Annotated in this window: 21 protein-coding genes; 13 read left to right on the top strand and 8 right to left on the bottom strand. The window is 45.8% G+C overall.

What is annotated here, in order from left to right; all coding sequences use genetic code 11:
• Position 1: 1 nt before the first annotated feature.
• The 3 genes from aceB to A7sIIA15_RS01960 all read right to left on the bottom strand — a co-directional run bounded on the left by aceB (position 2) and on the right by A7sIIA15_RS01960 (position 4,561).
• Positions 2-1,573: a malate synthase A gene (aceB, locus tag A7sIIA15_RS01950; RefSeq protein WP_095685543.1), complete on the bottom strand. Its 1,572-nt coding sequence runs from the start codon at positions 1,571-1,573 to the stop codon at positions 2-4.
• On the bottom strand, positions 1,574-3,058 hold the full coding sequence (locus tag A7sIIA15_RS01955; protein ID WP_095685544.1) for an aldehyde dehydrogenase: 1,485 nt from the start codon (positions 3,056-3,058) through the stop codon (positions 1,574-1,576).
• 69 nt (positions 3,059-3,127) lie between these two features.
• Positions 3,128-4,561 carry an aminotransferase class I/II-fold pyridoxal phosphate-dependent enzyme gene (locus A7sIIA15_RS01960; protein WP_095685545.1) on the bottom strand — a complete coding sequence of 478 codons (1,434 nt, stop codon included), beginning with the start codon at positions 4,559-4,561 and terminating at the stop codon, positions 3,128-3,130.
• A gap of 57 nt (positions 4,562-4,618) precedes the next feature.
• Here A7sIIA15_RS01960 and gabT point away from each other — a divergent pair, with 57 nt between their 5' ends.
• A complete protein-coding gene (gabT, locus tag A7sIIA15_RS01965; RefSeq protein ID WP_095685546.1) occupies positions 4,619-5,959 on the top strand; it encodes a 4-aminobutyrate--2-oxoglutarate transaminase in 1,341 nt (446 codons plus the stop codon).
• On the opposite strand, the gene A7sIIA15_RS01970 is transcribed toward gabT, so the two are convergent.
• Together A7sIIA15_RS01970 and A7sIIA15_RS01975 are read right to left on the bottom strand one after the other, a co-directional pair.
• A complete protein-coding gene (locus A7sIIA15_RS01970; RefSeq protein WP_095685547.1) occupies positions 5,956-6,642 on the bottom strand; it encodes a winged helix-turn-helix domain-containing protein in 687 nt (228 codons plus the stop codon). The two genes, gabT and A7sIIA15_RS01970, sit on opposite strands and share 4 nt — an antisense overlap.
• Complete coding sequence (locus tag A7sIIA15_RS01975) at positions 6,639-7,703, bottom strand: sensor histidine kinase (protein WP_095685548.1); 1,065 nt, start codon at positions 7,701-7,703, stop codon at positions 6,639-6,641. Before A7sIIA15_RS01975 ends, A7sIIA15_RS01970 begins: the two co-directional genes overlap by 4 nt.
• A gap of 91 nt (positions 7,704-7,794) precedes the next feature.
• Between A7sIIA15_RS01975 and phoU the strand changes: the two genes are divergently transcribed.
• The 9 genes from phoU (at position 7,795) to A7sIIA15_RS02015 (ending at position 19,209) form a co-directional block, all read left to right on the top strand.
• Complete coding sequence (phoU, locus tag A7sIIA15_RS01980; RefSeq protein ID WP_095685549.1) at positions 7,795-8,448, top strand: phosphate signaling complex protein PhoU; 654 nt, start codon at positions 7,795-7,797, stop codon at positions 8,446-8,448.
• Between the two features lie 117 nt (positions 8,449-8,565).
• Positions 8,566-8,715, top strand: coding sequence for a hypothetical protein (locus tag A7sIIA15_RS07065; RefSeq protein WP_190279145.1), 150 nt, complete (start codon positions 8,566-8,568; stop codon positions 8,713-8,715).
• The gene (locus A7sIIA15_RS01985) at positions 8,715-9,179 is read left to right on the top strand and encodes a DinB family protein (RefSeq protein ID WP_095685550.1); all 465 of its coding nucleotides are present in this window, start codon (positions 8,715-8,717) and stop codon (positions 9,177-9,179) included. The genes A7sIIA15_RS07065 and A7sIIA15_RS01985 overlap by 1 nt, the downstream gene beginning before the upstream one ends.
• A 90-nt stretch (positions 9,180-9,269) precedes the next feature.
• A complete protein-coding gene (locus A7sIIA15_RS01990) occupies positions 9,270-11,855 on the top strand; it encodes a LuxR C-terminal-related transcriptional regulator (protein ID WP_095685551.1) in 2,586 nt (861 codons plus the stop codon).
• A 23-nt stretch (positions 11,856-11,878) separates the two neighbouring features.
• Entirely contained in the window at positions 11,879-13,111 is a 1,233-nt protein-coding gene (locus tag A7sIIA15_RS01995) for an MFS transporter (protein WP_095685552.1), read from the top strand.
• Positions 13,104-14,408 (top strand): MFS transporter, encoded by a 1,305-nt coding sequence (locus tag A7sIIA15_RS02000; protein WP_095685553.1) that lies wholly within the window; start codon positions 13,104-13,106, stop codon positions 14,406-14,408. Before A7sIIA15_RS01995 ends, A7sIIA15_RS02000 begins: the two co-directional genes overlap by 8 nt.
• Positions 14,409-14,594: 186 nt before the next feature.
• Entirely contained in the window at positions 14,595-16,439 is a 1,845-nt protein-coding gene (locus A7sIIA15_RS02005; RefSeq protein ID WP_095685554.1) for an ABC transporter substrate-binding protein, read from the top strand.
• Positions 16,440-16,572: 133 nt separating this feature from the next.
• Entirely contained in the window at positions 16,573-18,117 is a 1,545-nt protein-coding gene (locus A7sIIA15_RS02010; protein ID WP_095685555.1) for an ABC transporter permease, read from the top strand.
• Between the two features lie 3 nt (positions 18,118-18,120).
• The gene (locus A7sIIA15_RS02015) at positions 18,121-19,209 is read left to right on the top strand and encodes an ABC transporter permease (RefSeq protein ID WP_095685556.1); all 1,089 of its coding nucleotides are present in this window, start codon (positions 18,121-18,123) and stop codon (positions 19,207-19,209) included.
• A gap of 4 nt (positions 19,210-19,213) precedes the next feature.
• On the opposite strand, the gene A7sIIA15_RS02020 is transcribed toward A7sIIA15_RS02015, so the two are convergent.
• Positions 19,214-19,777, bottom strand: coding sequence for a hypothetical protein (locus tag A7sIIA15_RS02020; protein ID WP_095685557.1), 564 nt, complete (start codon positions 19,775-19,777; stop codon positions 19,214-19,216).
• 32 nt (positions 19,778-19,809) lie between these two features.
• On the opposite strand from A7sIIA15_RS02020, the gene A7sIIA15_RS02025 reads away from it, so the two are divergent.
• A complete protein-coding gene (locus A7sIIA15_RS02025) occupies positions 19,810-21,459 on the top strand; it encodes an ABC transporter ATP-binding protein (RefSeq protein WP_095685558.1) in 1,650 nt (549 codons plus the stop codon).
• Between the two features lie 6 nt (positions 21,460-21,465).
• Entirely contained in the window at positions 21,466-22,077 is a 612-nt protein-coding gene (locus tag A7sIIA15_RS02030) for a trimeric intracellular cation channel family protein (protein WP_095685559.1), read from the top strand.
• A gap of 2 nt (positions 22,078-22,079) precedes the next feature.
• Here A7sIIA15_RS02030 and tgt read toward each other — a convergent pair whose 3' ends face one another.
• A complete protein-coding gene (gene tgt / locus A7sIIA15_RS02035) occupies positions 22,080-23,321 on the bottom strand; it encodes a tRNA guanosine(34) transglycosylase Tgt (protein WP_095685560.1) in 1,242 nt (413 codons plus the stop codon).
• Between the two features lie 63 nt (positions 23,322-23,384).
• Between tgt and A7sIIA15_RS02040 the strand changes: the two genes are divergently transcribed.
• On the top strand, positions 23,385-23,867 hold the full coding sequence (locus A7sIIA15_RS02040; RefSeq protein WP_095685561.1) for a MarR family winged helix-turn-helix transcriptional regulator: 483 nt from the start codon (positions 23,385-23,387) through the stop codon (positions 23,865-23,867).
• Positions 23,868-23,926: 59 nt separating this feature from the next.
• Here A7sIIA15_RS02040 and A7sIIA15_RS02045 read toward each other — a convergent pair whose 3' ends face one another.
• Positions 23,927-24,310 (bottom strand): hypothetical protein, encoded by a 384-nt coding sequence (locus A7sIIA15_RS02045; protein WP_095685562.1) that lies wholly within the window; start codon positions 24,308-24,310, stop codon positions 23,927-23,929.
• Positions 24,311-24,498 lie beyond the last annotated feature (188 nt).

Below are 24,498 nucleotides of genomic sequence, written 5' to 3' on the forward strand. Positions count from 1 at the left end.
GTTAGGCCATCGCCTCATATGCAGGCAGAGTCAGAAACTCTAAGTAGTCATCATTAACTGAGGTCTCGATAAACATCTTTTGAGCTTGCGTGTAGTCAGTTGATTGGGGCAGTTTTGAAACCTCTTCATCGGCCAACTGCTTCACATAGCTAGCGCTGACTAGCTCACCGTTCACTAGCCTGACTTCGTTATGAATCCATTGCCAGATCTGTGAGCGTGAAATCTCAGCTGTGGCTGCATCTTCCATCAGGTTAAAGATTGCAACAGCGCCAGAGCCAGCCAACCAACGCTCAAGATATTGAATTGCAACACTGATGTTATTGCGAAGTCCTGCCTCAGTGACGGTGCCAGGTGTGGCTTTGATATCAAGTAATTGGGCTGCCGAAACTGAAATCTCTGACTTTGTCTTTTCCTTTTGATTAGGACGATCACCTAGAACCTTCGTGAACTGCTCTCTACACAGTTCCACCATTCCTGGATGGGCAACCCACGAGCCATCAAAGCCATCATTTGCCTCGCGCGTTTTATCTGCAGCCACCTTCTCAAATGCAGTTGCATTTATTGCTGGGTCAGAACTTGGTATGAATGCTGCCATTCCACCAATTGCATGTGCGCCTCTGGAGTGACAGGTTTTCACAAGTAGTTCGGTATATGCACGCATAAAGGGCGCAGTCATTGCAACGCTATTTCTATCTGGCAATACAAAATCAGCACCGCGCAAGCGATAGTTTTTAATGACACTAAAGAGGTAGTCCCAGCGTCCTGCATTTAATCCTGCTGCGTGATCTTTAAGTTCAAAGAGAATTTCTTCCATCTCAAAAGCTGCAGGCAAAGTTTCAATCAGAGCTGTTGCTCTAATGGTGCCGCGTGCAATGTTTAAGAAATCTTGCGCAATATTGAATGCTTCATTCCACATACGAGCTTCAAGGTGGGACTCCATTTTGGCAAGATAGAAATAGGGACCATGTCCACGAGCAATCTGTAATTTGGCACAAGCGATCATGTATAAAGCAAAATCAGCGAATGAGCCTGATGTTATTTCACCGTCAACAAGAATGTGTTTTTCCGGCAAGTGAAAGCCACGGGGGCGAACAACAATTGTTGCCAATTCACTATCGGGGCGTAGTTCATATCTCTTGCCAGTTTCATTAGTGAAATCAATTGTACGAGTAATTGCATCCAACAAATTGAGTTGACCATTTATAACATTTTCCCAAAGAGGGGTATTTGAATCCTCTAAATCTGCTAACCAGACCTTTGCCCCAGAGTTAAGGGCGTTAATCGTCATTTTTCGCTCAGTAGGACCAGTGATCTCTACGCGGCGATCATTTAAACCCGGCGCTGCCGGTGCAACCTCCCAGCCTTTATCCTCACGAATAGCTTTGGTTTGGGCCAGGAAATCAAAGTCTTTACCATCTGCAATCTGCTGCATGCGCACTTTGCGTGTAGCTAAGAGTTCTAGGCGGCGCGGATTGAGTGTGCGGTGCAGCAGTGCAATGAGGTCGAGTGCTTGCTGAGTCAGAATCTCTTCTGAGCGTGGAACTACATTGCCAGTTATTTCAACGCCAGGCATTTAATTCAGATCAACCCACGTTGTTTTTAACGCACTGTATGCATCTAGTGCATGCAATGACTTGTCTCTTCCATTACCTGAGGCACCAAAGCCTCCGAATGGAGTTATCACATCGAGCATGTCGAAAGTGTTAACCCAAACAGTTCCAGCACGTAGCTTGCGTGCAAACTTATGTGCGCGGGCAACATTATTAGTCCACACCGATGCAGCTAATCCGTATTCAGTTCCATTTGCTAATTGCAAAGCTTCAGCTTCATCTTTTGCATCAATTGCAACTAGCACTGGACCAAAGATTTCCTCTTGGGCAAGACGTGAGTCAGGCTTGACGTTATCAATTAATGTTGGCTTGATAAGCAGATCTTTTCCGGAAGTCTTTTGACCGCCAAAGATTAGCTTTTCACCATCTTGGCCAATGAGATCAAGGTAGGCGTTAACGCGATCGCGTTGTAGTTCAGAGACAAGTCCAGCCATTTGCGTAGTTGGATCAAATTGATTTCCAACAACAAAGCTTTCAAGGAACTTATGTAGATGTGCAAAGAGCTCTTCTTTTACGCCTTTTTCAACAATGATTCGAGATCCTGCATTACAAGTCTGACCTGCGTTGTAATAGATAGCCCAAGCAATAGTTGATGCAGCAGTTTCTAAGTCGGTGCAGTCATTGAGAACAACTTGAGGGCTCTTTCCACCAAGTTCAAGTGAAACCTGTTTCATATTTGATTCAGCGGCGTATTGCATCATCTTTCGACCAGTAGGTCCGCTTCCTGTGAATGCAATCTTTGCAACATCCATGTGGCGGGCAAGTGCCTGACCAGCCTCTGATCCAAGACCTGGAACCACATTAAAGACACCTGCAGGCAATCCTGCAGCGATTGCTAGTTCAGCCATCTTGAGGGCACTCAATGAAGAGTTTTCTGCAGGTTTAACAACAATGCTGTTACCCATAGCCAAGGCAGGTCCTAATTTCCAACTTGTAATCATCATTGGATAGTTCCAAGGAACAACTGCGCCAATAACACCTAGGGGTTCGCGTGTAACCATGGCAAGTGCGTTGCGTGGTGCCGGTGCAATTTCATCGTATGTCTTATCAATTGTTTCGCCATACCACTGGATCACTCGAGCAGAGTTAGGTGCATCCACACTGAGTGCATCTGCAATGGGACGGCCTGTGTCGATTGCTTCAAGTAAAGCTAATTCTTCTCGGTGCTCATTGAGAAGTTGTGCCCAGCGCAACATAATCGCCTTTTTATCGCGTGGATTCATCTCACTCCACACACCGGAGTCATATGCCTTTTTAGCTGATGCAACTGCTCGATTGATATCTTCGGTATCACCAGATGCAACGTTACAAATTAAATGTCCATCGCTAGGAGAGAAGTTTTCAAAGGTTTTACCACTGGCTGCATCAACGAATTTTCCATCGATGAAAATCTGCGATTGTGGTTTGAGATCAAGTGCGCGTTTTTGCCAAGTTTGAGTATCAGACATGTCGCTGATGTTATCGGCTCAAGGTGAACAAATCATGGCCATACCCGTTGCACATAGTGCAACACAGGCTTAATTCTTGACGGTTCGATAGGTTATGAGAGAAGGGTCTGTGGCATAAGCGATGCGCACACCAGCTGCCTTGGTTGTTGCCAGACCTTCAAGAATCTGTGCAGTTAAAACTTCACCTGGTGCAACTACTGCAACACCTGGGGGATAGGGGGCGATTAAGTCAGCTGAAATGCGCCCAACACAATCTTTGGCTGCAACCATTTCGGTATCTGCAAAGTAAGCATCGCGCATTGAGATTGCAACTGTTGGCACTACTGACCAGCTCAGCGATGTTGCCGTTGGGCGAGGTGAAGATTGGAGAGATTTGAGAATTGAGACTAGAACATCGGCTAAGTGATCAAACTCCTGGGTTGAATCAGCCAGAGTTGCAATGAAAACAACAGTGTCACTATCTGCCATCTCAACGCGGATGCCCTGTGCTTGTAATTTCTTCTCAATCTCAACTCCAGAAGAACCTAATTGGTTAGCTCGCAGAACAATTTTGGCTGGATCAAAGCGGCCCAGGGCAAAATCACTAGGGTTTAAAAAGATGGGCAAATCGAAATTTGTTTGGACAGAGCTCTTAAAAGCATTTACGTTACTGACTAATTGTGAGATTAATGCATCTCCGCGAGTTTGAAGTAGGGCACGACAGCCATCAATAGATGCAAGCGGTGCACCGGCGGGTGAAGTGGTGTGAGTAGTTTCAAAACTTTGTTCAATACGATCAAGGTTAAGCAACTTGCCTTGGGCAAGAAGTAACGCTGAGGCGCTGTATCCAGGAAGTGCTTTGTGAACACTAGTAATGAGTGCATCAGCACCCAACTGCAAGCAATGCTGAGGCGTTAATGGTGAGAAACCAAAGTGGCCACCCCATGCAGCATCCACGATGACTGGAATTGAATGAGAATGTGCACTTTTAACAAGTGCTGACAGATCAGACAAAGTGCCTAGATAACCTGGTTCAGTTAATAGCAGCGCAATTGGTTTTTGATTAATGACTTTTTCAAACTCAGTTACTGAAATACCGATTGGCACACCAGTTGCTGCATCAATCTCAGGTGATAACCAGATGGGTTCTAGTCCTGCTAAAACAAGTGCGCTAAGAATTGAACGGTGCGCTGTGCGCGAGAGTGCAACTTTGTCTCCTGGTTTTCCTAGCGCCAAAATCATTGCTTGATTGGCATGTGTTGATCCACCAGTTGAAAAGCGAGCAAAGTCGGCCTTCCATAATGTGGCAGCTAACGCTTCAGCTTTCTTTAATGTCTGGTTGGTTAGTTTGATCTCATCGAGGCCGCCGTATAAAGGTGTGTCACCATCAACAACCACCCCTAAGCCAGCATCTAGGCGTGAGGCCCTTTGCTTGTGACCTGGGATTGTGAAAGGTGTGCGCTTGGTTTCAAAGTAAGAGAGGTAGGCATCTAGAAGCGGTGCCGAATCTCTCAGTGAACTCATAGCACCAAGGGTAACTACTAGGTCCCCTGATCGGAAATAAGGCCTTAGACTTTTCCCATGACCACACTTACTAATCTGACTCAAGAACGTCGTTTGGTTACCGCTATTCCGGGACCAAAATCTACTGAGGCGCTTAAGCGCCGCACGGAAGCGACTTCTGGCGGATTGGGTATGGCAATTCCAGTTGTGATTGAACGTGCAAGTGATGCAATCTTGCTCGATATCGATGGCAACCAGATTATTGATTTAGGTTCAGGAATTGGCGTTACAAACGTTGGTAATGCTGCGCAACGAGTCGTTGATCGCGTAATCGAACAGGTGCAAGCATTCACACACACCTGTTTCACCGTTGCTCCTTATATGAACTACATCGAAGTATGCGAAAAGCTCAATGCAATGACTCCTGGTTCACATAAGAAGAAATCACTCCTTGTTAACTCAGGTGCTGAAGCAGTTGAAAACGCCGTAAAGATTGCGCGCCACTACACAAAGCGTCCAGCAATTGTTGTTTTCGAACACAGCTATCACGGCCGTACTAATTTAACTATGGCGCTGACTGCAAAGAACATGCCATACAAAGAGGGCTTTGGTCCTTTTGCTCCTGAGATTTATCGCGTGCCAATGCCTTATTCATTTCATTGGGTGGGCGATCAAGCAACGATTACTGAAGATGCTATCGACATGGTCACACACAAAATTGATAAAGAAATCGGAGCACATAACGTTGCTGCGATTTTGATTGAACCAATTCAAGGAGAAGGTGGATTTATCGTTCCACCTAAGGGCTTCCTCCCTGCGCTGGCAAAATATTCAAAGGACAACGGAATCGTCTTTATTGCAGATGAAGTTCAGACTGGCTTTGCCCGCACAGGACACATGTTTGCAGTTGAAGAAGAAGGCGTTGTCCCTGACATGGTTGTAACAGCTAAGGGAATTGCTGGTGGACTTCCACTTGCAGCAGTAACTGGGCGCGCAGAAGTGATGGATTCAGTGCATGCTTCAGGTTTAGGTGGAACATATGGCGGAAACCCAATTGCCTGTGCTGCAGCCCTTGGTGCAATGGAGACAATAGAAGAAGAAAACCTTGTTGCCCGCGCCAAGCACATCGGTGAAATTCTAGGTTCTTCACTTCGCGAACTTGCTAAGAAGTATCCAGTTATTGGTGAAGTACGTGGACGCGGTGCTATGCAGGCTATTGAATTAGTAGAGCCAGGAACTAAGAATCCCAACACTGCTGCAATGGGCGTAGTTGTTAAGTACTGCCAGAGTCAGGGCGTGCTAGTTCTTACTGCTGGTACTTATTCAAACGTTGTGCGCTTCTTGCCACCACTTGTGATTACAGATGAGCTACTCAAGGATGCCCTGAGTGTTCTTGATGATGCTTTCGCTTCTCTCTAATTCTCTAACTTGTAACCAAGACCACGGATGGTCTGAATCAAGACAGGGTTAGCAGGATCTGCTTCAATCTTTGAACGCAAACGCTTAATGTGAACATCCAGGGTCTTGGTATCACCAAAGTAATCTCCGCCCCACACACGATCAATGAGCTGTGAACGCGTTAAAACACGGCCAGCGTTTCGCATCAAAAACTCTAGTAATTCAAACTCTTTGAGTGGAAGACCAACAAGTGAGCCATTAATTGTTGCTTGATGACGCGCAGTGTCTAATTTAATGGGGCCAACTGAAACAACATCTAGATCACCATGCTCTTCACTGTCTGGAATCCCGCGGCGCAGCACAGCTTTGATGCGAGCAATCAATTCGCGTGATGAATAAGGCTTAGTCACATAATCATCTGCACCAAGTTCAAGACCAACAACCTTGTCTATTTCTGCATCCTTTGCAGTCAACATAATGATTGGAACTTGTGAAGTTGTGCGAATTGTTCGACACACATCAACACCAGAAACTTCTGGAATCATGAGGTCAAGAAGAATTAAGTCCGCACCTCCTTTTGCAAAGAGATTGAGTGCAGCCCGGCCATCTTCGGCAACACTGACTTCAAAACCTTCTTTTCCAAGCAAAAAAGCTAGAGCTTCAGAAAATGATGATTCATCTTCAACGATAAGTATCTTTGTCATTGGACGCTCTCCATAGGTGATTCATAGATGGGTAGTCGGATTGAAAAAGTACTTCCGACGTTTTCGACGCTCCATACCTTTACTTCACCGCCATGCTTTGCTGCAACGTGCTTAACGATTGAAAGTCCTAAGCCAGTCCCACCAGTCTGGCGGGAACGTGCTGGGTCAACGCGATAGAAACGCTCAAAGATTCGGTCTTGCTCTGACTCTGATATCCCAATTCCTTGATCTGTAACGGAAATGTCAATGATTCCAGATTCACTAGCAGTTGTGACCGAAACTTTGGTGTTTTCAGGTGAATAGTTGATGGCATTTTCAATTAAATTATGGAGGGCCATAATCAACTGGTCGCGATCACCTAGAACTACTGCGTCGCTCTTTTCTAGATAACTTACGGTGATGTTGCGACTTTCAGCACTTATTTGGCATTGATCAATAGCTTCTCTGATCACATAAGCGATGCTAACTCCCTGAGCAAGCTGTAATGGGTCAGAATCTTGAACGCGAGACAGATTAATAATTTCCTGAACTAAATCAGTTAAGCGCTTTGCCTCAGATTGCATGCGGGTGGCGAATTTAACAACTGAGGCTGGATCATCTTTTGAACCAAGAACTGCTTCACTTAGTAGAGAAAGCGCACCGATCGGAGTCTTCAACTCATGGGAGATATTTGCAACAAAGTCTCGTCGAACATCATGAACGCGCTGTGCTTCACTTTCATCGCTAATGAGAACTAAAACCAAATCATCTCTTGTTAAAGGAAGAACTTTCACAGTCAACTCGTGCTTGCCCTCTCCAATAGGGCCGCGGGGAATTTCAATCGTTCCAACTTGCTGACTATGTGTTCGACGAACCACACGAACTGTTGCAAGTAATTCAGAGCTTTGAATCCGCCCATCTTTTAGAATTCCAAGAGTTTCCACACCGGCGGTAATAAACAAAGGAATCTCACCCGGGGCTAGAATCATGGAATCCCCATCTAGGAGATCCAGGGTTTCTAGCAGCATTTCCGGCAAGGCTCTAGGTCCTGGGGCCTCTAAATCCCGGCGCAAGAACTTCATAGCCCTCACTCTATAGGCTCAAATCGCCAGTTTACCTTCCGTTCACCTAACAAATGGACTCTATTCATCACCTCCACATAGGTTTAGCGCCATGGCCCTCATTAGATCTGTATTCCAAGATGAACTAGATAACGTATCGCAGTCTCTGGTCGACCTTACTGCGATGGTTTCCGCGTCAATGACCAAAGCAACAACTGCGATCCTTTCATGTGACTTAAAACTTGCTGAAGAAGTGATTGCAACTGATGTAAAGATTGATGATTATCAACACGAAACAGATTCACGCATCATTGACATTATTGCAAGACAACAACCGGTTGCATCAGATTTGCGTGCTTTAGTAACAGCACTACGTATGGGTTCAGATTTAGAACGAATGGGCGACTTAGCTCACCACGTTGCCAAGGTTGCTCGTCTGCGCCATCCAAATGCAGCAGTGCCACCAGAGCTAGTTTCAATTATTCAAGCTATGGGAGTTGCAGCAGTTGCAATCACCGAAAAAACTGGTGTTGTTATTGCCACACGCGATACTCAAATGGCACTTGAAATCGAGCGCGATGATGATGTGATGGATGACCTGCACCGCAAGTTAATCGCAGTGCTAATCGAGCCAACATGGAAGCATGGAATCGAAACTGCAATTGATTTAACTCTGCTGGGCCGCTACTACGAGCGCTATGCAGATCACGCAGTATCGATTGCTCGCAGAGTTTATTTCCTTGTAACAGGAGAGTACGCCTCCTAATTTGCTTGGCCCATCCGTTGCCTAAGCACTAAAGGAACAAGGCCCGTACCCAGATAAATCTACCTCTGCAGCGGTGCCAACCTTTGCCGTTCTTTTCTTTAGGGCTATATTCTTCTTATGCAGATTAATCTTGATAAGAAGTCGGGCCTACTACTTGCGATCATTGCTGGGCTTCTAGTTATTGTGATTGTTTTGTTGGTAGATAAAGTTGAAGATGATGATCATTTTGTAGAGAGCCATTTAGCCCAGTTAGAGATTGGAAACTAATGTCATCGATTGCCGAGATTGCCGCAGCCTATGAGAAGGCAACGAGTGAGTTTTTAGCTATTGCTCACAATGTCCCAGAATCAAAGTTAGATGTGTGCGTGGGGGAGGATTGGAGTTCACGCCAAGTAATTCACCACTGCGCCGATAGTGAGGCACAGTCTTTTGCGCGTCTTAAGCGCTTAGTTGCAGAACCAGGTTCTGCCATTCAAGGTTATGACGAAGGATTGTGGGCAAAGAATCCAACTCTTGGTTACACAGATATGCCTGTGCAGACTTCTATAGATGTTTTCAAAGCTGTACGTGCAGGATCACTTGAAATCATTAAACGTCTTGAGCCAGAGCAGCTAAAGAACTTTTGTATTCACTCAGAGCGTGGGGAGTTCTCACTTGAGCAATGGCTCACCGCCTACACCCGCCATGCCATTGAGCATGCAGATCAAATAACTAAGAACTTAGCGCTCTAGATTTAGCCAACGGGAAATCCCCCTCTTATCTCACCCCTGTGGGGGTGATTTTGTCTTGTCTTTAGCACCGCCCGGTATCACCCTTGTCCTATGAGCCCTCTGAACATCACCTCCTCTGGGGTGAGCCTTGCGCGCTCGCAGCCACCTGCTCTCTCAGCCAACTTCTTATCTCGCAAACATCTCTTTAATCTCTTTGAGAGCAGCGTTCCTGGCGCAACTTTAGTAGTCGCCCCAGCTGGGTTTGGAAAAACAACCTTAGTTACTGAATGGGTGAAAGAAAATGATCGCGCAACTTTTTGGTACACCGTTGATGCCAACGACACCATTCAAGATTTTCAAGCACATGTTATTGCAGCAATAACTGCGCACTTTCCTAATTTCTTTGCAAACGTTGATCAATTAGAACACTTTGAACCAGGTGAATCCATTCAATTGTTAGCCGCTGCAGTCGGCCAATTAGATGGTGAGTATAACTTTGTTATCGATGGTGGGCGCGCAGACAATTACGATATTGCACCGTATGCACAGCTGATTGCAGATTGCGTTCCTGATAATTGCCACTTGGTAATTGTTCGCAGAAATACACCGATGACATCTTTGGCAAGGTATGCAGCATTAGGAAATTTAAGTGTCATTACAACTGAAGAACTAAAGTTTTCAAAAGAAGAAGTTGAATTGGTAGCAGCAATTAATGGCGTGGATTTAAGTGAGAATGGAAATGCCAAAGAATTAGCATTGTGTGAAGGTTGGCCATCAGCGGTGCAGTTGATGTGTCGCAATATTTCAAAAGGTAATTCTCATACAACTTTTTCAAAGGCAATTGCAGCCAATGTTAATCCTCTTGGAGTACTTGCAATTGAAAGCTATAACACTTTTTCGCAGGCAACCCGGGAGAAACTTCGCAAATTAGCGATTATCGAAGAGTTTGACCTAGAGATAGCCTCAGTGATTTTAGGTAAGGATCATTCAGAGGAACTCCTCAACCGAATAGCCATAGATGGGCTATTTGTGACAGCGTCAACAACAATGAATCGCACTTATCGCTTTAACCCAATTATCTATGAGGCTTTAAGTCAAATTCCTCATGAGAATTGGGCTGAGATGAAAGTAGTGCAGCAAAAATTAGCCGAGCTCTTTACACAGCGGGGGGACCACACAAAGGCCTTGCACTTTGCCCACGAGTCTGGAAATGAAGAACAGTTTGCACAAACTTTTAGATCCAGTGTGCGCCAGATGGCTGCCATTGGTCGAGGAGATTTGCTTATTAAATGGGCACATTTTGCCGGTGATTCATCTGCTCAGGGTGAGATGATGAAGAAAGCAATTCGAGTTGTTGGCCATCTTGTGAGTTCGGAGTTTCAAAGCGCTGAGGCTCTTGCATCAGAGCTGGAATACATCGCTGGACTCTCCCCAGATGGAAAATTCCTCTATCGTCTAAGTGCGATGGTTAAAGCCAATATCTATTTCGCACGAGGAGATTTTGAGCGAACCACGCAGTCTCTAGATATTGCAATCTCCAAACTTGAAACAGATGATGCTTTAGATTCATCTGATTTGCTCGCACTCCTCAGACTTCGAGCACGTCAAGCATTTCTCTATGATGATTTTGCGGTGTTAGCAGAGGCTTATTCACAAGCAAAATCATTGCCCGGAGGTGGCGAGCCTCAGTTAAATTCATATCAACTTGCTTGCATACAATCCATGGTCCTTTATTCAGAGGGCCAATATTTCCAAGCGGCAGAGATCTCACAAATTGCAATATCTCAAGCCAAAGAATCTGGTTTTGTTGGAATTAATGGACCGTTAGATGCGATGTTGGTCTTGGCTCGTGCCCAGCTAGAAGCATCTGATTTAGATAACTGCCTAGAGACACTTAATGCATTGATGAGTGAAGCATCCGGTTGGGAAATATGGCCCTGGTATCTCATGGCCGAAGGAACTCTCACTCGCATCCAAATAAGCCAAGGTGCGATCTCCACCGGATCTGAAGCAATAGCCAAACAGCGTGCATTCTTATCAAAACTTCACACGCCAAATCAATTGAGTTGGATGATTGATATGAGTGAAGTTTTCTTGCGCCTTGCCACAAAGGATTGGCCACGGGCAGATGAGCTTGTTAAGCGAATGCCAAAAATTGAATTAGTGCGCCAAATTGAAGGAAATATTCAATTCGCCAAGGACCCAAAAAAGCTTGTCTCACTTATTGATGCACTGCCAGAGAGAACAGTGCGAGAGAAGATCAATAAGTGGTTATCAGAGGTGAGCATCAACTTAGATCATGAAAATGTTGCACTTAAATCTCTTAACAAAGCCCTAGCTCTTGGTGCTGAAAATGGTTATCACGAGTATTTCATCCGACAGAGTGGAATGTATTCACTCATCGTTAAAGCAGCAGCAGCCAAGCCAACTATCTATATGGAAGGGTTAGTTCAAGCCATGACTGAACGTCTTCACACCATCAATACAGACTCTGGCGAGTTAGAAGAAAAGCTAACTCAACGTGAACTAGAAATTCTTAAGCACCTGACTACAGGTAATCCAATTTCTGCAATTGCTAAGACTCTACATATTTCACAAAACACCATGAAGACACATCTGCGCAACACCTATCGAAAGTTAGAAGCAGATGGTCGCCATAGCGCTGTCGAAAAGGCTAAAAAGCTCCTACTTATTTAGTTTCGCGCACTAGGCTGGCGCGCATGAAATCTCTGGGGCCGGCCTTTAACCGCATGTGGGGCGCCAGCCTTACCTCGAATTTAGCCGACGGGGTTCTAATCGCGGCTGCCCCACTTCTTGCAGTCACACTTACTAAAAACCCTGTTCTGATCTCAGCAATTAGCGCGTTGGTCATGCTGCCATGGCTCCTATTTGCCATTCCTATTGGGGCAATTGTTGATCGCGTTGATCGCAGATTCCTATTAGCCGGAGCTAATGCCGCCAGATTTGTGATTGCTGCTCTCATTGCGCTCTCCATTGCAACGGATACGATCACAATTTACATATTACTTCTAGCAACTTTTCTGATTGGAATCTGTGAAGTAACAGCAGATATCACTTCGCAGTCTCTGATTCCACAGATTCTGGATAAGAGTGAGTATGAAAAAGGCAATTCCAGATTTCAGATCTCAGAAACTGTAGTTCAAGGATTTATCGGAACTCCGCTCAGTGGCCTTCTCTATGCTGTAGCTATTTATCTGCCCTTTGTCATCAACAGCATAGGATTTTTAGTTGCTGCAGCCTTAGCTGCATCTATCCCAGTTAAGTTCTTGCAAGATATACGCATTGAAGAAAGCGCTGAGAAGAAACCAGATTTTGTAGAGGATATGAGATTTGGAATTCAATACCTCTATAACAACAAGCCATTACTCAGACTCGTTGTGACAACTGCCAGTATTGGTGTGTGTTACTCCATGTCCACATCCACCATCATTTTGTTTATCTTAAATGAGTTAAATCTCAAACCTGCGTTCTTTGGGCTGGCTTTAACTATTCAAGGATCTGGAGCAATTATTGGGGCGCTATTGGCGCCCAAGCTCTCTACTAAATTTGGTCGCAGCAGAGTGATGGCTATATGCATTTTTCTGAGTTCTCTTCTCATTCTTCTACAAGGTTTATCACCCAATATTTACGTCTATATTGCTCTAGCTTTCATTGCCTCTTTCACAATAACCAACTGGAATATTCTTCTCATGGCCACCTATCAAAGCGTTATTCCGGGACATCTCTTTGGACGCATACATGGAACTAGGCGCACATTAGTGTGGGGATTGATGCCCTTTGGATCTCTGCTAGGTGGATTCATTGCTAAAGGTGGACTACGCCTTCCTCTTTTAATTGGAGGGGCAATTGCAACTGTGATTGCACTTCTTTCACTTAAGTTTCTGCTCCATGTTGGTGAAAGCACAGCAAAAGAGGCGCTAAACAATGAGTAAAAAGCTCGGCTCTTCATATTGGAAACTCTGGACTGCAACGGCTATTTCTAACCTTGGTGATGGTGTTTCTATGGTTGCCTATCCATGGCTGGCATCGGCTGTTACGCGCTCACCTATTTTGATTGCCGCTGCAGGCTTTGCATCACGTTTGCCGTGGTTGATTTTCACATTACACGCGGGCGTTCTAACTGATCGCTTTGATCGCAGGAAACTAATTGTGGCAATGGATTTCATGCGGGGTCTATTGACTGTTTTTGTGGGGCTTGTAGTTTTCTTCAATAAAGATTCATTTCCAGCACTTGATGAATTAACTACCATTACAAACTTAGAGACTAACTGGCCGATTTACTTCACCTTACTCATTACCGCCTTTCTCTTTGGTTTAGCGGAAGTTTTGCGAGATAACAGCGCCCAGACATTGATGCCATCGGTCGTTGATAAAGAAAACCTGGAGAAAGCCAACGGGCGCATGTGGTCGGCGGAGTCGTTAACCAATAGCTTTATTGGGCCACCTCTAGGCTCACTATTGATAGGTATTGCAATCTTTATTCCATTTTTCTTTGACGCAGTCTCATTCTTTTTCGCAGTTGCACTTATTGCCTCACTTAAAGGCACCTTCAAACCAGTGGCGGACGACAAACCACGAGAGAAGATAAATTTCAAAGCAGAGATTAAAGAAGGTTATGTGTGGTTGTGGGCCCATCCATTACTTCGCCCCATGGCAATAATTTTGGGATCAATGAATGGTCTGGGAACTATGGTGGGTGCAACCTTTATTTTGTTTGCACAAGAGGTATTGGAAACATCAGTATTTACTTTTGCACTCCTTGGCACAGCGGGCGCTGTGGGTGGAACGGTTGGGGGATTACTTGCTCCAAAAATCTCTGCAAAGCTTGGAAGTGGCCGCTCACTTGCAATGACCCTTGCTGCAGCACCTATTGGCTCATTGATAATTGCTTTAACAACAACGTGGCAAGTGGTGTGGGTTGTCGTTGTCTTTGAAACTTTTTTTGCAATTTTGTGGAACACGATCACTGTTTCACTTCGCCAAAGCATCATTCCCACTCATTTGCTAGGTCGAGTAAATAGCGTTTATAGATTCTTTGCCTGGGGTTCAATTCCCATTGGGATGTTTGTAGGGGGAGGCTTAGTCAGTGCACTAACCCTTGTGCTCTCGCGTGAAAACGCTTTGCGCGCTCCCTATTTATTTGGGGTGGTTCTGGGTCTGCTGTTGTGGGCCTTGGCTGCCCCCCGACTGACTACTGCCAAAATCGAGGCAGCCCGCAAGGCCGGCTAAAAATCACCCCTTGCCCTGAGCCCGATACCCTCTTTATTACGAACATCGTTACAAATCCCACGCTCAGGCAAGCCATCGCTCTGTTGCGCTAATACGCCCAATTCGGGCAGACTCACTCCACCAAAAGCGCCTATGGGGCAGGTCGACTCTCCACAGACGCTTTTACTTATCCCTCGAGGAGGATCTATGAAGTTCACACGTAGCGCAAAGTTTGCGCTTGCAGCTGCAGCATCAGCGGCGTTGGCAGTTTCACTGCTTACACCAGCTCAAGCTGCAACTCGTTCAACAGTTATCTTGCATGAGACAAACTCAATTACAGGTTTGAATTGCAGCCTTTCAGCTACAAACTCAACAACTTGTTCTGCAGTTTCATACCTACAAGGTGCTGGCTTTAACTATTACAACAATAAGAAGGAACTTGTTAAGAACACAGTTTTCGGTTCATACAAGGTTGTAAAGAACACAGCAACAGATTTCCGTACACAATGGACTGTTAACCCAGGCCGTGTATGGTCAGATGGAACTCCAATTACTGGAGAAGATCTGCTTCTGTCACACGTCTTAAGCAGCGATGCTTATTCAAAGGCAGCAGGCCTAGGAGATCCAACAGATAAGAAGACTCCTCCTGCATTTAATGGTCTTGGATACTCAGGCGTTTATGCAAACAACATCGTTGGAGAGCCAGTTCTCTCTGCAGACAAGATGACTGTAACTCTTCAGTTCAAGAAGAAGATTGCTAACTGGGATCTTTACGGCCCAGGACCAGCTGCAGTACACACTCTTGTATTGATGGCTGAAGGCAAGGACAAGCTTGGAACTGTTGCTGAGAATGAAGCAGCTCGTGATCGCTTCGTTAAGGCATTCAAGGACAAGGACACAGCTCTTCTGAAGAAGATGGGTGATATTTGGTCTAAGGACTACACCATCACAACTGTTGACTCAAAGACAAACCCATTGCTTCTTGTAGGTAACGGTGGATTCCAGATTGATAGCGCAGTTGCAAAGACATCTGTAACACTTAAGAAGAACCCTAAGTACAACTCAGGACCAGCTCTAAGCGGTTCAGTAGATACAGTTGTATTCAAGTTCATCGGTGATGGAACAGCTGCTGCACAGGCACTTGCAAACGGAGAGCTTGATGTTTACGCAGGTCAGGCAACTGCTGACGGTGTAGCAAAGCTCAAGGCAATCAAGAACGTAAACGTTGTTGGTAAAGACGAAGTTGCTTACGAGCACTGGGATCTTCACTACGACACAGTCCCAGATGAGGCTCCATACACAGGTTTGTTCTCTGTAAAGGATGGCGCTAAGTCAAAGGCACTACGTCAGGCATTCTTGCTTGCACTACCTCGCGATGAAATCATGCAAAAGCTGATTGCACCTATCAACGGTGTGTCAACGCCAATTCAGTCAACATGGCTTGCGCCAGGTTCTGCTGCATACGACAAGCTCATTGCTGCTAACGGTTCTTCTTTCTACTCACGTGGAACTCAAGAATCTCGTAACAAGTCTGCACTTGCATTGGTTCAGAAGTACTATCCAAATGCATTGAAGAGCCCACTAAAGGTTCGCGTTCTTGTTCCAGGTAACAACCCACGTCGTGCTTCTGAATTTGCTCTTGCAAAGGCAAACATGGCAAAGGTTGGTTTTGATCTAGTTGGTGACGTACGTACTGACTGGCCATCAAAGCTTGGTAACTCAGATTACGATGCTTACTTCTTCGCATGGGTTGCATCATCTGTAACTCAGCGTCAGTCAGCTGAAATCTTTGACACTAATGGTGGAAACAACATCCTTGGTTACAGCAACAAGGCTGTCGATGCAATCATCGCAACTCTTGATGCTCCAATGTCAGAGTCACTTCTTCTAGCTAAGTACATTCAGATCGAGCGTCTAACTAACGCTGACGCAATCACAATTGGTGTGTTCATTCACCCAGGTGTTGTTGCAGTTAACAAGGATCTAAAGAATGTAAAGCCAGGCCCACTATCTCCAACAATCGTTTGGAACTACTGGGAGTGGTCATACTAAGGATTAATACCCTTAGTTAGCTTTACCTATTTACGTCCATTGGACGCCCGGAGATCTCTCTCCGGGCGTCCTTTGGCTGTATAGTCAGGCAATAATTTGAAACTCTGTGACTTGTGAGGGGAAAACTAGAACTATGGTGGCCTTTGTTCTAAGACGGCTCGGCGTCCTAGGTGTCATTCTCTTCGGATCAAGTTTTATTCTCTATAACATTGCCGCTATTTCAGGTGACCCAACAGCAGATCTGCGACTTAGCACTGATCCCAACCGTGATTTTTTAATCGCAGCACTGACTCGCGAACTTCAACTAGATGTCCCACCGCCGCTGCGTTATTTCTTATGGCTCAAGGGAGTTCTTGGAATATTTGTTGGAAATCCTAACTTTGGAATGGGCAGAGATGGATCAGCAGTTGTTGACTCTCTAGCCCTAGCTATCCCAGTCACTTTGCGCCTTGTAGCAGCTGCAACAATCTTTGCAGCAGTGCTCGGAATCATGATCGGAATCGTTACAGCCCTTCGCCAGTACAGCCGCTTTGATTACTCAATGACATTTGTAGCTTTTCTTCTTTTCTCACTTCCAGTTTTTTGGGTTGCAGTTCTCTTGAAGGAGTACCTAGCGATCTCATTTAATAATTTCTTACGAGAACCTCAGATTCCAATAGGTTGGATCATCGGCATAGGACTGGTGAGCGGATTATTCTGGGCTTCGGTTATCGGTGGAACACGTAGAACTTTTTGGCTTGCCTATGCTGCTGCCTTTGCTATCTCAAGCAGCCTCGTAGCAATCTTTGGAGCAACAGGTTGGTTGCTCAACCCTTCTCTAGGTCCAATAGTAATTTTGGCACTTTCAATTGGAATTGCTTTTGGTGTTACACAACTTTCAGTGGGTCTGATCAATAAAGCCGCATTGCGAGCTTCGCTCACTATGGCCGGTCTTTCAGTTGTTGCTTTCTATCCAGCTAACTGGGTTTTCGATAACTATCCAGGCGCTCTGAGCATCTTCCTGATGGTGTGTGTATTAATCACAACAGCAGTCTTTGTTGGCCTGGCATTTTCTAAAGTTGATCGAGCTCCAATTGTTCGAACTTCAATCATCACTGCAGTTCTATCAGCTAGCTTGGTGCTCGTAGATAAGTTTATGCAGACCTGGAAGCCATATATGGAAACAGATGCAATTAACTATCGCCCTGTTCCAACTGTGGGACAACGAAATGACTTGCTAGATACAAGTGATTACTGGATTTCAAGTTTAGATATCGTCACACACCTGTTCTTGCCAACATTAGCGCTGACTCTGATTGGTTTTGCTGGATACATCAGATTTGCACGTGGAACTCTGCTTGAAGTACTTAATCAGGATTACATTCGTACTGCCCGCGCTAAAGGTCTTTCAGAGCGCACAGTGATCATGCGCCATGCTTTCCGAAACACAATGATTCCTATCGCAACTATTTTGGTTGCTGACTTTGCCGGCGTCATTGGCGGGGCATTTATTACTGAGAGCGTCTTTGCTTGGTCTGGAATGGGAACCCTTGCTCTTCAAGGAATTCGCGGACAAGATCTCAATCTCTTGATGGGCGTTTTCTTCATTACGGCAACCCTTGCAGTTCTGGCTAACTTTGTCGCAGATTTGTTGTACTCAGCCTTAGACCCACGTATTCGAGTAGGAAGTGGTGCGTAAATCATGGCGCGTAAATCAAAGGCCAGCGTTGAGTCGACAGAAGTTCTTTCTGGTGAAAACGCAATTCAAAATAAAGAAATTGAAGGATTAAGCCAGGGACAAATTGTTCGCAAGCGTTTTTTCCGCCACCGTGCAGCAGTTATCTCACTATTCACAATTATTACAATTGTCTTGATGGCATTTACTGCATTGGACTTTAGATTATTTGGTATCTGGCGCATTCCTGGCTGGTGGAAGTGGACTCCTGAGGATCTGCCAGAGCTACGCTTTGGTGATTGTCCAAATGACACTGTCGGTTGTCCAACTATTTCATTGCTGCCAAAGTTTTTAGGTGGACAGGGAATTGGACTTGGAACCCATCCATTTGGTCAAGATGACATTGGGCGCGATTTCTTTGCTCTCGTCATGAAGGGCACACAACGCTCGCTCTCGGTAATGTTTATTATCGGTGGAATGGCTGCAACCCTTGGAATCATTGTTGGATCAATCTCTGGTTTCTATCGCGGTCGCATCGATGCGATTTTGATGCGCTTTGTTGACTTCATGATCACTATCCCAGTAATCATTATCGGCTCTGTTATCGGATACCGTTATGGAAACCTAGGAGCAACATTCCTAGCTTTCTTACTTGGTTTATTTGCTTGGACTGGTCTTTCACGCCTTGTGCGCGGAGAGTTTCTTTCACTGCGTGAGCGAGAGTTTGTCGATGCAGCCCGTGTTGCAGGAGCGACAAATAAGCGCATTATCTTTAAGCACATTCTGCCTAACGCAATTGGCGTCATTATCGTTTCGGTCACGCTCTTGCTCTCAGGTGCAATTTTGCTTGAAACTGCGCTGAGTTATATTGGCTTTGGTGTGGTTCCACCAGATGTTTCATTGGGACTTCTAATTAGCCAGTATCAGGACTCATTCACAACACGCCCATGGCTGTTCTGGTATCCAGGTCTGTTCATCATTTCTATTGCATTGAGCATTAACTTTATTGGTGATGGTCTGCGTGATGCCTTTGATCCACGTCAGCGCCGCCGTATCTCTAAAAAAGAGCGCCAGGATTCAGCGACAGCTAGAAAGTTGGCACAGGCCAATGATTAATTCTCTAGATAAAACTAGCTGCTGCCCCGAACAGGATCAGTGCTGCCAAGATAAAGAGGCCTCTGTTATCGCTAATGATTTCAAACTCACTAGCACTAACTCCAGTGAAGTTCTTTCTTCGAATGTTGGCCATGTAAGCACAGACACCAGAGTCACTTTTAAGCGAGTCACCCACACGTCTGGGAGCATCAGCTCCGGGAAGAAGATCAGTCTTGTGCATTCTTCTACTGTGACGACCACTCGGCGCGGGAGCGGCCCAGGCGTAGTGAGTCCGCTCGTTAACGTGGATGGACATGCTGTATTTGGTTTCGATCTCCTCAACCAGATCCCACGTAGCGGTGATCTCTTTGGTTGGGTTAACAATCTTGATACCTTCATCAAAGAGCAGAACGTAGGGCTTAAGGAAGAGCAAGTAAGAACCGTAAGCGCCAGCGCCACAGATACCAATCGTCACCAGGGTATCTCCGCCGTAGAAGAAGCTTTGAAGAATAAATCCAACAAAGAAGGCAATCAGAACCCAACCACTTGCGATTGCACTACCGGGTCTGAACTTCTCACTATTTGTCATTGTGCAAGTTTCTCACAGATGGGGTCAACCAAATGAGTAAGCCAGTCTTAGAGATCAAGGATTTTAATGTTGATTTCTGGGTAGATGGAGTTTGGTATCCAGCTGTTATTGGAATGAACCTCACACTCGAGCCAGGAAAAGTAACTGCCATTGTGGGTGAATCTGGTTCTGGTAAATCAACTACAGCCCTTGGTTTGATGTCACTTCTGGCTTCAAATGCCCGCATGTCTGGATCTGTGAAGGTTAAAGATCAAGAGATGCTCAACGCTAAAGCTGTGACTCTTCGCAGATTCCGCGGAAAAGAAGTTGCCTATATTTTCCAAGAGCCAATGACTGCTCTAAACCCTATCTACACAATCGGTTTCCAGATTATGGAAACTCTTCGTAATCACTTTGATATGGGTCCAAAAGAGGCACATGCTCGCGCCGTTGAATTAATTACCATGGTTGATATTCCAGATCCAGAGAAATCAATCGATAAGTACCCTCACCAACTCTCAGGTGGACAGCGCCAGCGCGCCATGATCGCTCAAGCACTTGCTTGCGACCCAGGACTTCTAGTTGCAGATGAGCCAACAACAGCGCTGGATGTAACAGTTCAAGCTGAAATCCTTGATTTAATGCGTGGACTTAAAGACAAGCTGAACTCAGCGATTCTTCTGATCACTCACGACATGGGTGTTGTGGCAGATATGGCCGATCACATCCTTGTTATGAAGGATGGAATCACTGTTGAATCTGGAACAGCTGATCAGATCTTTAATAAGCCAACACATCCTTACACCCAGCAATTACTTGGAGCTGTTCCAAAACTTGGTTCTACAAAAAAGCGCGAACTTCCTTATAAGGAGAGTGCTAAGCCAGCACCAGTTTTGAAGTTAGAAAATGTCACTATCGAATATCCAAAGCGTGGGCGCATCCCAGCATTTGTGGCTGTTAAGAACTTTAACCTTGAGATTTACCCAGGTGAAATCGTTGGCCTGGTGGGTGAATCAGGTTCAGGAAAGACAACTGTGGGCCGTGCATCTATTGGTTTGCTTCCAATCAAGGAAGGATCACTTGAGATTGTTGGCAAGGACATTAGCCATGCAACTCAAAAGGAGCTTTTCACAATTCGTCGTCACACCGGAATTGTTTTCCAAGATCCTGCCTCATCCCTTAACCCACGTTTGCCCATCGGTGAATCAATTGGTGAGCCTTTGTTCTTAGCCGGTTTAGCTAAGGGTGCTGATTTGGCACACAAAGTTGAAGAGCTACTTGATCAAGTTGAATTGCCACGTAGCTATCGCAACCGCTACCCACATGAGCTCTCAGGTGGACAGCGCCAGCGCGTTGGTATTGCCCGCGCACTTGCTCTGACTCCAGATCTACTTATTGCAGATGAGCCAACATCGGCCCTAGATGTTTCTGTTCAGGCACGATTCCTTGACCTGCTGCAGGAACTACAAGGCAAGTTGAACTTTGCTTGTCTCTTCATTAGCCATGACTTAGCTGTCGTTGACATCCTTTCTCACCGCATTGCAGTGATGCAAGATGGATTGCTAGTTGAAGTGGGCGATCGTGATCAGATTTTGAAGAATCCTAAAAATGATTACACCCGCCGCTTGATTTCAGCTGTTCCTGTCCCAGATCCAAAGGAACAACGCATCCGTCGTGAGGCCCGTTTAGCTGCTAAGAAGTAGGTCCTTGTGGATCTAGAACTTCTGGTTTATTCACTCGACCTAGTTTCCACCTTTGCTTTTGCATTAGTAGGTGCTCGCGTTGCTGCCAATAAAGGCCTTGATTACGGCGGCATTCTTTTGATCGCTGCCATTGCAGCCATCTCTGGTGGAACTTTGCGCAATATTTTTATAGGACAACGCCCACCGTGGATTCAATACCCGTGGTTATTTCTACCCATTATTGCTGCGGTGGTAATAACAATTGCAATTGGAAAGAAACAAGAAGTGGGGCGCTTCGCTCTCTCCTTGGACACATTGGGCTTGGCCGTGGCAACAGTCTCTAGTGCCCAGTTTGCACTCACCAATGACGCACCAGTTTTAGCTGCCCTAGTTTTGGCGATCGTTGGCGCAGTTTCTGGAGGATTGTTTCGAGATATTTTGTGCCAAGTTCAGCCAGTACTACTGCACCGCGAAACAGTGGGCACGAGCGCTTTTGCTGGGGCTATTTTCTATATCGCCATGGCTTCCTTTGGTATCAATGAAGGTGTTACTGCCTTGGTTTCAGGCCTTGCTGTTGTGGCAGTTCGCGAAATTTCCATCAAATTCAATTGGAACCTGCCTAAAGTTATTTCCCGCTAGTTCTAGTCGTTGGCCTGGCCACTGCGGTGCTTATAGCGGCCTAAGAAATCATGCTTCATCTCGGTGAAATTGCCATCCAGGAGTGCTTGTCGCATCTGATCAACTAAGCGCACGATAAAGCGCTCATTATGGATTGTGGCAAGGGTTGCAGCGATGATTTCTTTACCGCGGAATACATGGTGCATATAAGCCCGTGTGTAGTGCGTACACGTGTAACAGTCACATTCATCGTCAATGGCCGTGAAATCGCGCTTGTAGGCGCTATTAGACAGGTTAAAACGCCCTTCCATCGTGTACACAGCACTCGTACGTGCAATTCTGGAGGCTAAGACGCAATCAAATGTATCAATGCCGTTTTCAACCCCCACAAAGAGATCTTCTGGTGCGCCAATACCCAATAAGTGTTTTGGTTTGTTTTCCGGCAGCATCTGATTGACCCAAGAAACGATTGTTCCCAGTGAATCTTTATCTAGCGCCCCACCAATACCAAAGCCATCAAAGGACTGTCCGGATGATTCAAGGCCACCCAAATCCCCGGCAGCTTTCTTACGAAGGTCTTCATATTGAGCCCCTTGGATTACCCCGAAAAGGGCCTGATAGGGCTTGGTAGTTCGCTCATCGGTTAATCGCTTGTGTTCATCTAAACAACGAACGGCCCAGGCCAGAGTTCTATCCATCGCTAACTCTTGATAGCGACGGGTGTTATGCAAAGTCGTGCACTCATCAAAGGCAAAGATGATGTCGGCGCCGATTTCATGTTGGACCTTCATGGAAACTTCAGGGGTGAATCGATGCATCGAGCCATCTATGTGGGATTTAAAAGTCACGCCCTCATCATCCACATGGGCCAGGCGCTCTTTGTTATCTGCAATCACATCATCTCGGCGAAATGTTTGGGCATCCATCGCTAATACTTTTTTAAATCCCACACCTAGGGATAAAACTTGAAAGCCCCCAGAGTCAGTAATAGTTGGGCCAGGCCAGTTCATAAATTGGGCAAGACCGCCGGCTTCATCTAAGACATCAGAGCCGGGTTGTAGATAGAGGTGGTAGGCATTTGCTAAAAGTGCTTGGGCTCCAAGATCTGCCATTGCCTCTGGAAGAACAGCTTTAACTGTTGCCTTAGTTCCCACTGGGATAAAAGCCGGGGTTTGGATCGCACCGTGGGGAGTGGTGATTGTTCCAACGCGGGCCATAGAACCTTCTTGGCTAGATTTAATCTCAAAGGAGAAACCCGTACTCACTGGCTCACCTTCCTAGAAATTAAAAGTAGTTGAAGCTTCAACTGTTAGCGTAGACTGATAACTATGGCAGACCAAAACGCTACCGCACCCCAGTGGCTCAATACTGCCGAAATGAAGGCCTGGCGGCGTTACATCATCGCTAGCCGTCGCCTCATTGAGGCGCTAGATAGTGATTTAGATAGCCATGATTTATCAATGCCTGATTATGAAATTTTGGCCCAACTCAGTGATGCCCCTGATCGCAGAATGCGAATGAGTGAACTCGCAGACATCGCCTTGCTATCGCGCTCGCGTTTATCGCATCGAATGAAAGTGATGGAAAAGGCTGGCTGGGTAAAGCGCGAGGCTTGCCCATCAGATAAACGTGGCTACTTTGCAGTGATGACTGCCAAGGGCTGGAAAGCGATTGTGGCCGCGGCCCCAGATCATGTGGAGAGTGTGCGCACCAGATTTGTTGATCATTTATCAAAGGCTGACTTAGAAGTTATATCAACGATATTTGCTCGAGTGGAGGAGTCACTTCGCAAAGATGGAAGTAATGATTAAATAATAAAATTGCATAAAAAAACCCGCCACATAAAGTGGCGGGTTTTTTTAATTGCTAATTACTTAGCAGCTGCCTTCTTGCGACGGCGCTTCTTTGGAGCAGCTGGAGCAGCTGCCTTCTTCTTACGACGCTTTGGAGCAGCCTTCTTAGCTGCTGCCTTCTTACGACGCTTTGGAGCAGCCTTCTTAGCTGCTGCCTTCTTGCGGCGCTTCTTTGGAGCAGCCTTCTTAGCTGCTGCCTTCTTGCGGCGCTTCTTTGGAGCAGCCTTCTTAGCTGCTGCCTTCTTACGACGCTTTGGAGCAGCCTTCTTAGCTGCTGCCTTCTTACGGCGCTTCTTTGGAGCAGCTGCTGCTGCTGCCTTCTTGCGGCGCTTCTTTGGAGCTGCTGGAGCAGCTGCCTTCTTACGGCGCTTCTTTGGTGCTGCTTTCTTTGCTGCGGCCACGTACTTCTCCTATCGGAATGGTTCGGATCCGTCACCCAAACCTTTTCGTGGATAAGCGTGACATCATTTAGGTAAAAATGCCAACATTTTGTGAGATTTATTTAGGTGCGTGTCGCAAATTCTTTTTAATTATTTTTTATGCATTTGCGGAAAATTTCACTAAATAATTTATTTGAAATCGAAAAAAA

It is taken from the genome of Candidatus Planktophila vernalis (assembly GCF_002288185.1).
GTDB lineage: Bacteria > Actinomycetota > Actinomycetes > Nanopelagicales > Nanopelagicaceae > Planktophila > Planktophila vernalis.

Excerpts from the sequence above, each read along its gene's own strand:
- gabT (WP_095685546.1), top strand. The coding sequence starts at position 4,619 with ATGACCACACTTACTAATCTGACTCAAGAACGTCGTTTGGTTACCGCT.
- A7sIIA15_RS01955 (WP_095685544.1), bottom strand. The coding sequence starts at position 3,058 with ATGTCTGATACTCAAACTTGGCAAAAACGCGCACTTGATCTCAAACCA.
- phoU (WP_095685549.1), top strand. The coding sequence starts at position 7,795 with ATGGCCCTCATTAGATCTGTATTCCAAGATGAACTAGATAACGTATCG.
- A7sIIA15_RS02020 (WP_095685557.1), bottom strand. The coding sequence starts at position 19,777 with ATGACAAATAGTGAGAAGTTCAGACCCGGTAGTGCAATCGCAAGTGGT.
- A7sIIA15_RS02040 (WP_095685561.1), top strand. The coding sequence starts at position 23,385 with ATGGCAGACCAAAACGCTACCGCACCCCAGTGGCTCAATACTGCCGAA.
- aceB (WP_095685543.1), bottom strand. The coding sequence starts at position 1,573 with ATGCCTGGCGTTGAAATAACTGGCAATGTAGTTCCACGCTCAGAAGAG.
- A7sIIA15_RS02025 (WP_095685558.1), top strand. The coding sequence starts at position 19,810 with ATGAGTAAGCCAGTCTTAGAGATCAAGGATTTTAATGTTGATTTCTGG.
- A7sIIA15_RS02000 (WP_095685553.1), top strand. The coding sequence starts at position 13,104 with ATGAGTAAAAAGCTCGGCTCTTCATATTGGAAACTCTGGACTGCAACG.
- A7sIIA15_RS02015 (WP_095685556.1), top strand. The coding sequence starts at position 18,121 with ATGGCGCGTAAATCAAAGGCCAGCGTTGAGTCGACAGAAGTTCTTTCT.
- A7sIIA15_RS01985 (WP_095685550.1), top strand. The coding sequence starts at position 8,715 with ATGTCATCGATTGCCGAGATTGCCGCAGCCTATGAGAAGGCAACGAGT.
- A7sIIA15_RS01960 (WP_095685545.1), bottom strand. The coding sequence starts at position 4,561 with ATGAGTTCACTGAGAGATTCGGCACCGCTTCTAGATGCCTACCTCTCT.
- A7sIIA15_RS02010 (WP_095685555.1), top strand. The coding sequence starts at position 16,573 with ATGGTGGCCTTTGTTCTAAGACGGCTCGGCGTCCTAGGTGTCATTCTC.
- A7sIIA15_RS01970 (WP_095685547.1), bottom strand. The coding sequence starts at position 6,642 with ATGACAAAGATACTTATCGTTGAAGATGAATCATCATTTTCTGAAGCT.
- A7sIIA15_RS01975 (WP_095685548.1), bottom strand. The coding sequence starts at position 7,703 with ATGAAGTTCTTGCGCCGGGATTTAGAGGCCCCAGGACCTAGAGCCTTG.
- A7sIIA15_RS01995 (WP_095685552.1), top strand. The coding sequence starts at position 11,879 with ATGAAATCTCTGGGGCCGGCCTTTAACCGCATGTGGGGCGCCAGCCTT.
- A7sIIA15_RS07065 (WP_190279145.1), top strand. The coding sequence starts at position 8,566 with ATGCAGATTAATCTTGATAAGAAGTCGGGCCTACTACTTGCGATCATT.
- A7sIIA15_RS01990 (WP_095685551.1), top strand. The coding sequence starts at position 9,270 with ATGAGCCCTCTGAACATCACCTCCTCTGGGGTGAGCCTTGCGCGCTCG.
- A7sIIA15_RS02005 (WP_095685554.1), top strand. The coding sequence starts at position 14,595 with ATGAAGTTCACACGTAGCGCAAAGTTTGCGCTTGCAGCTGCAGCATCA.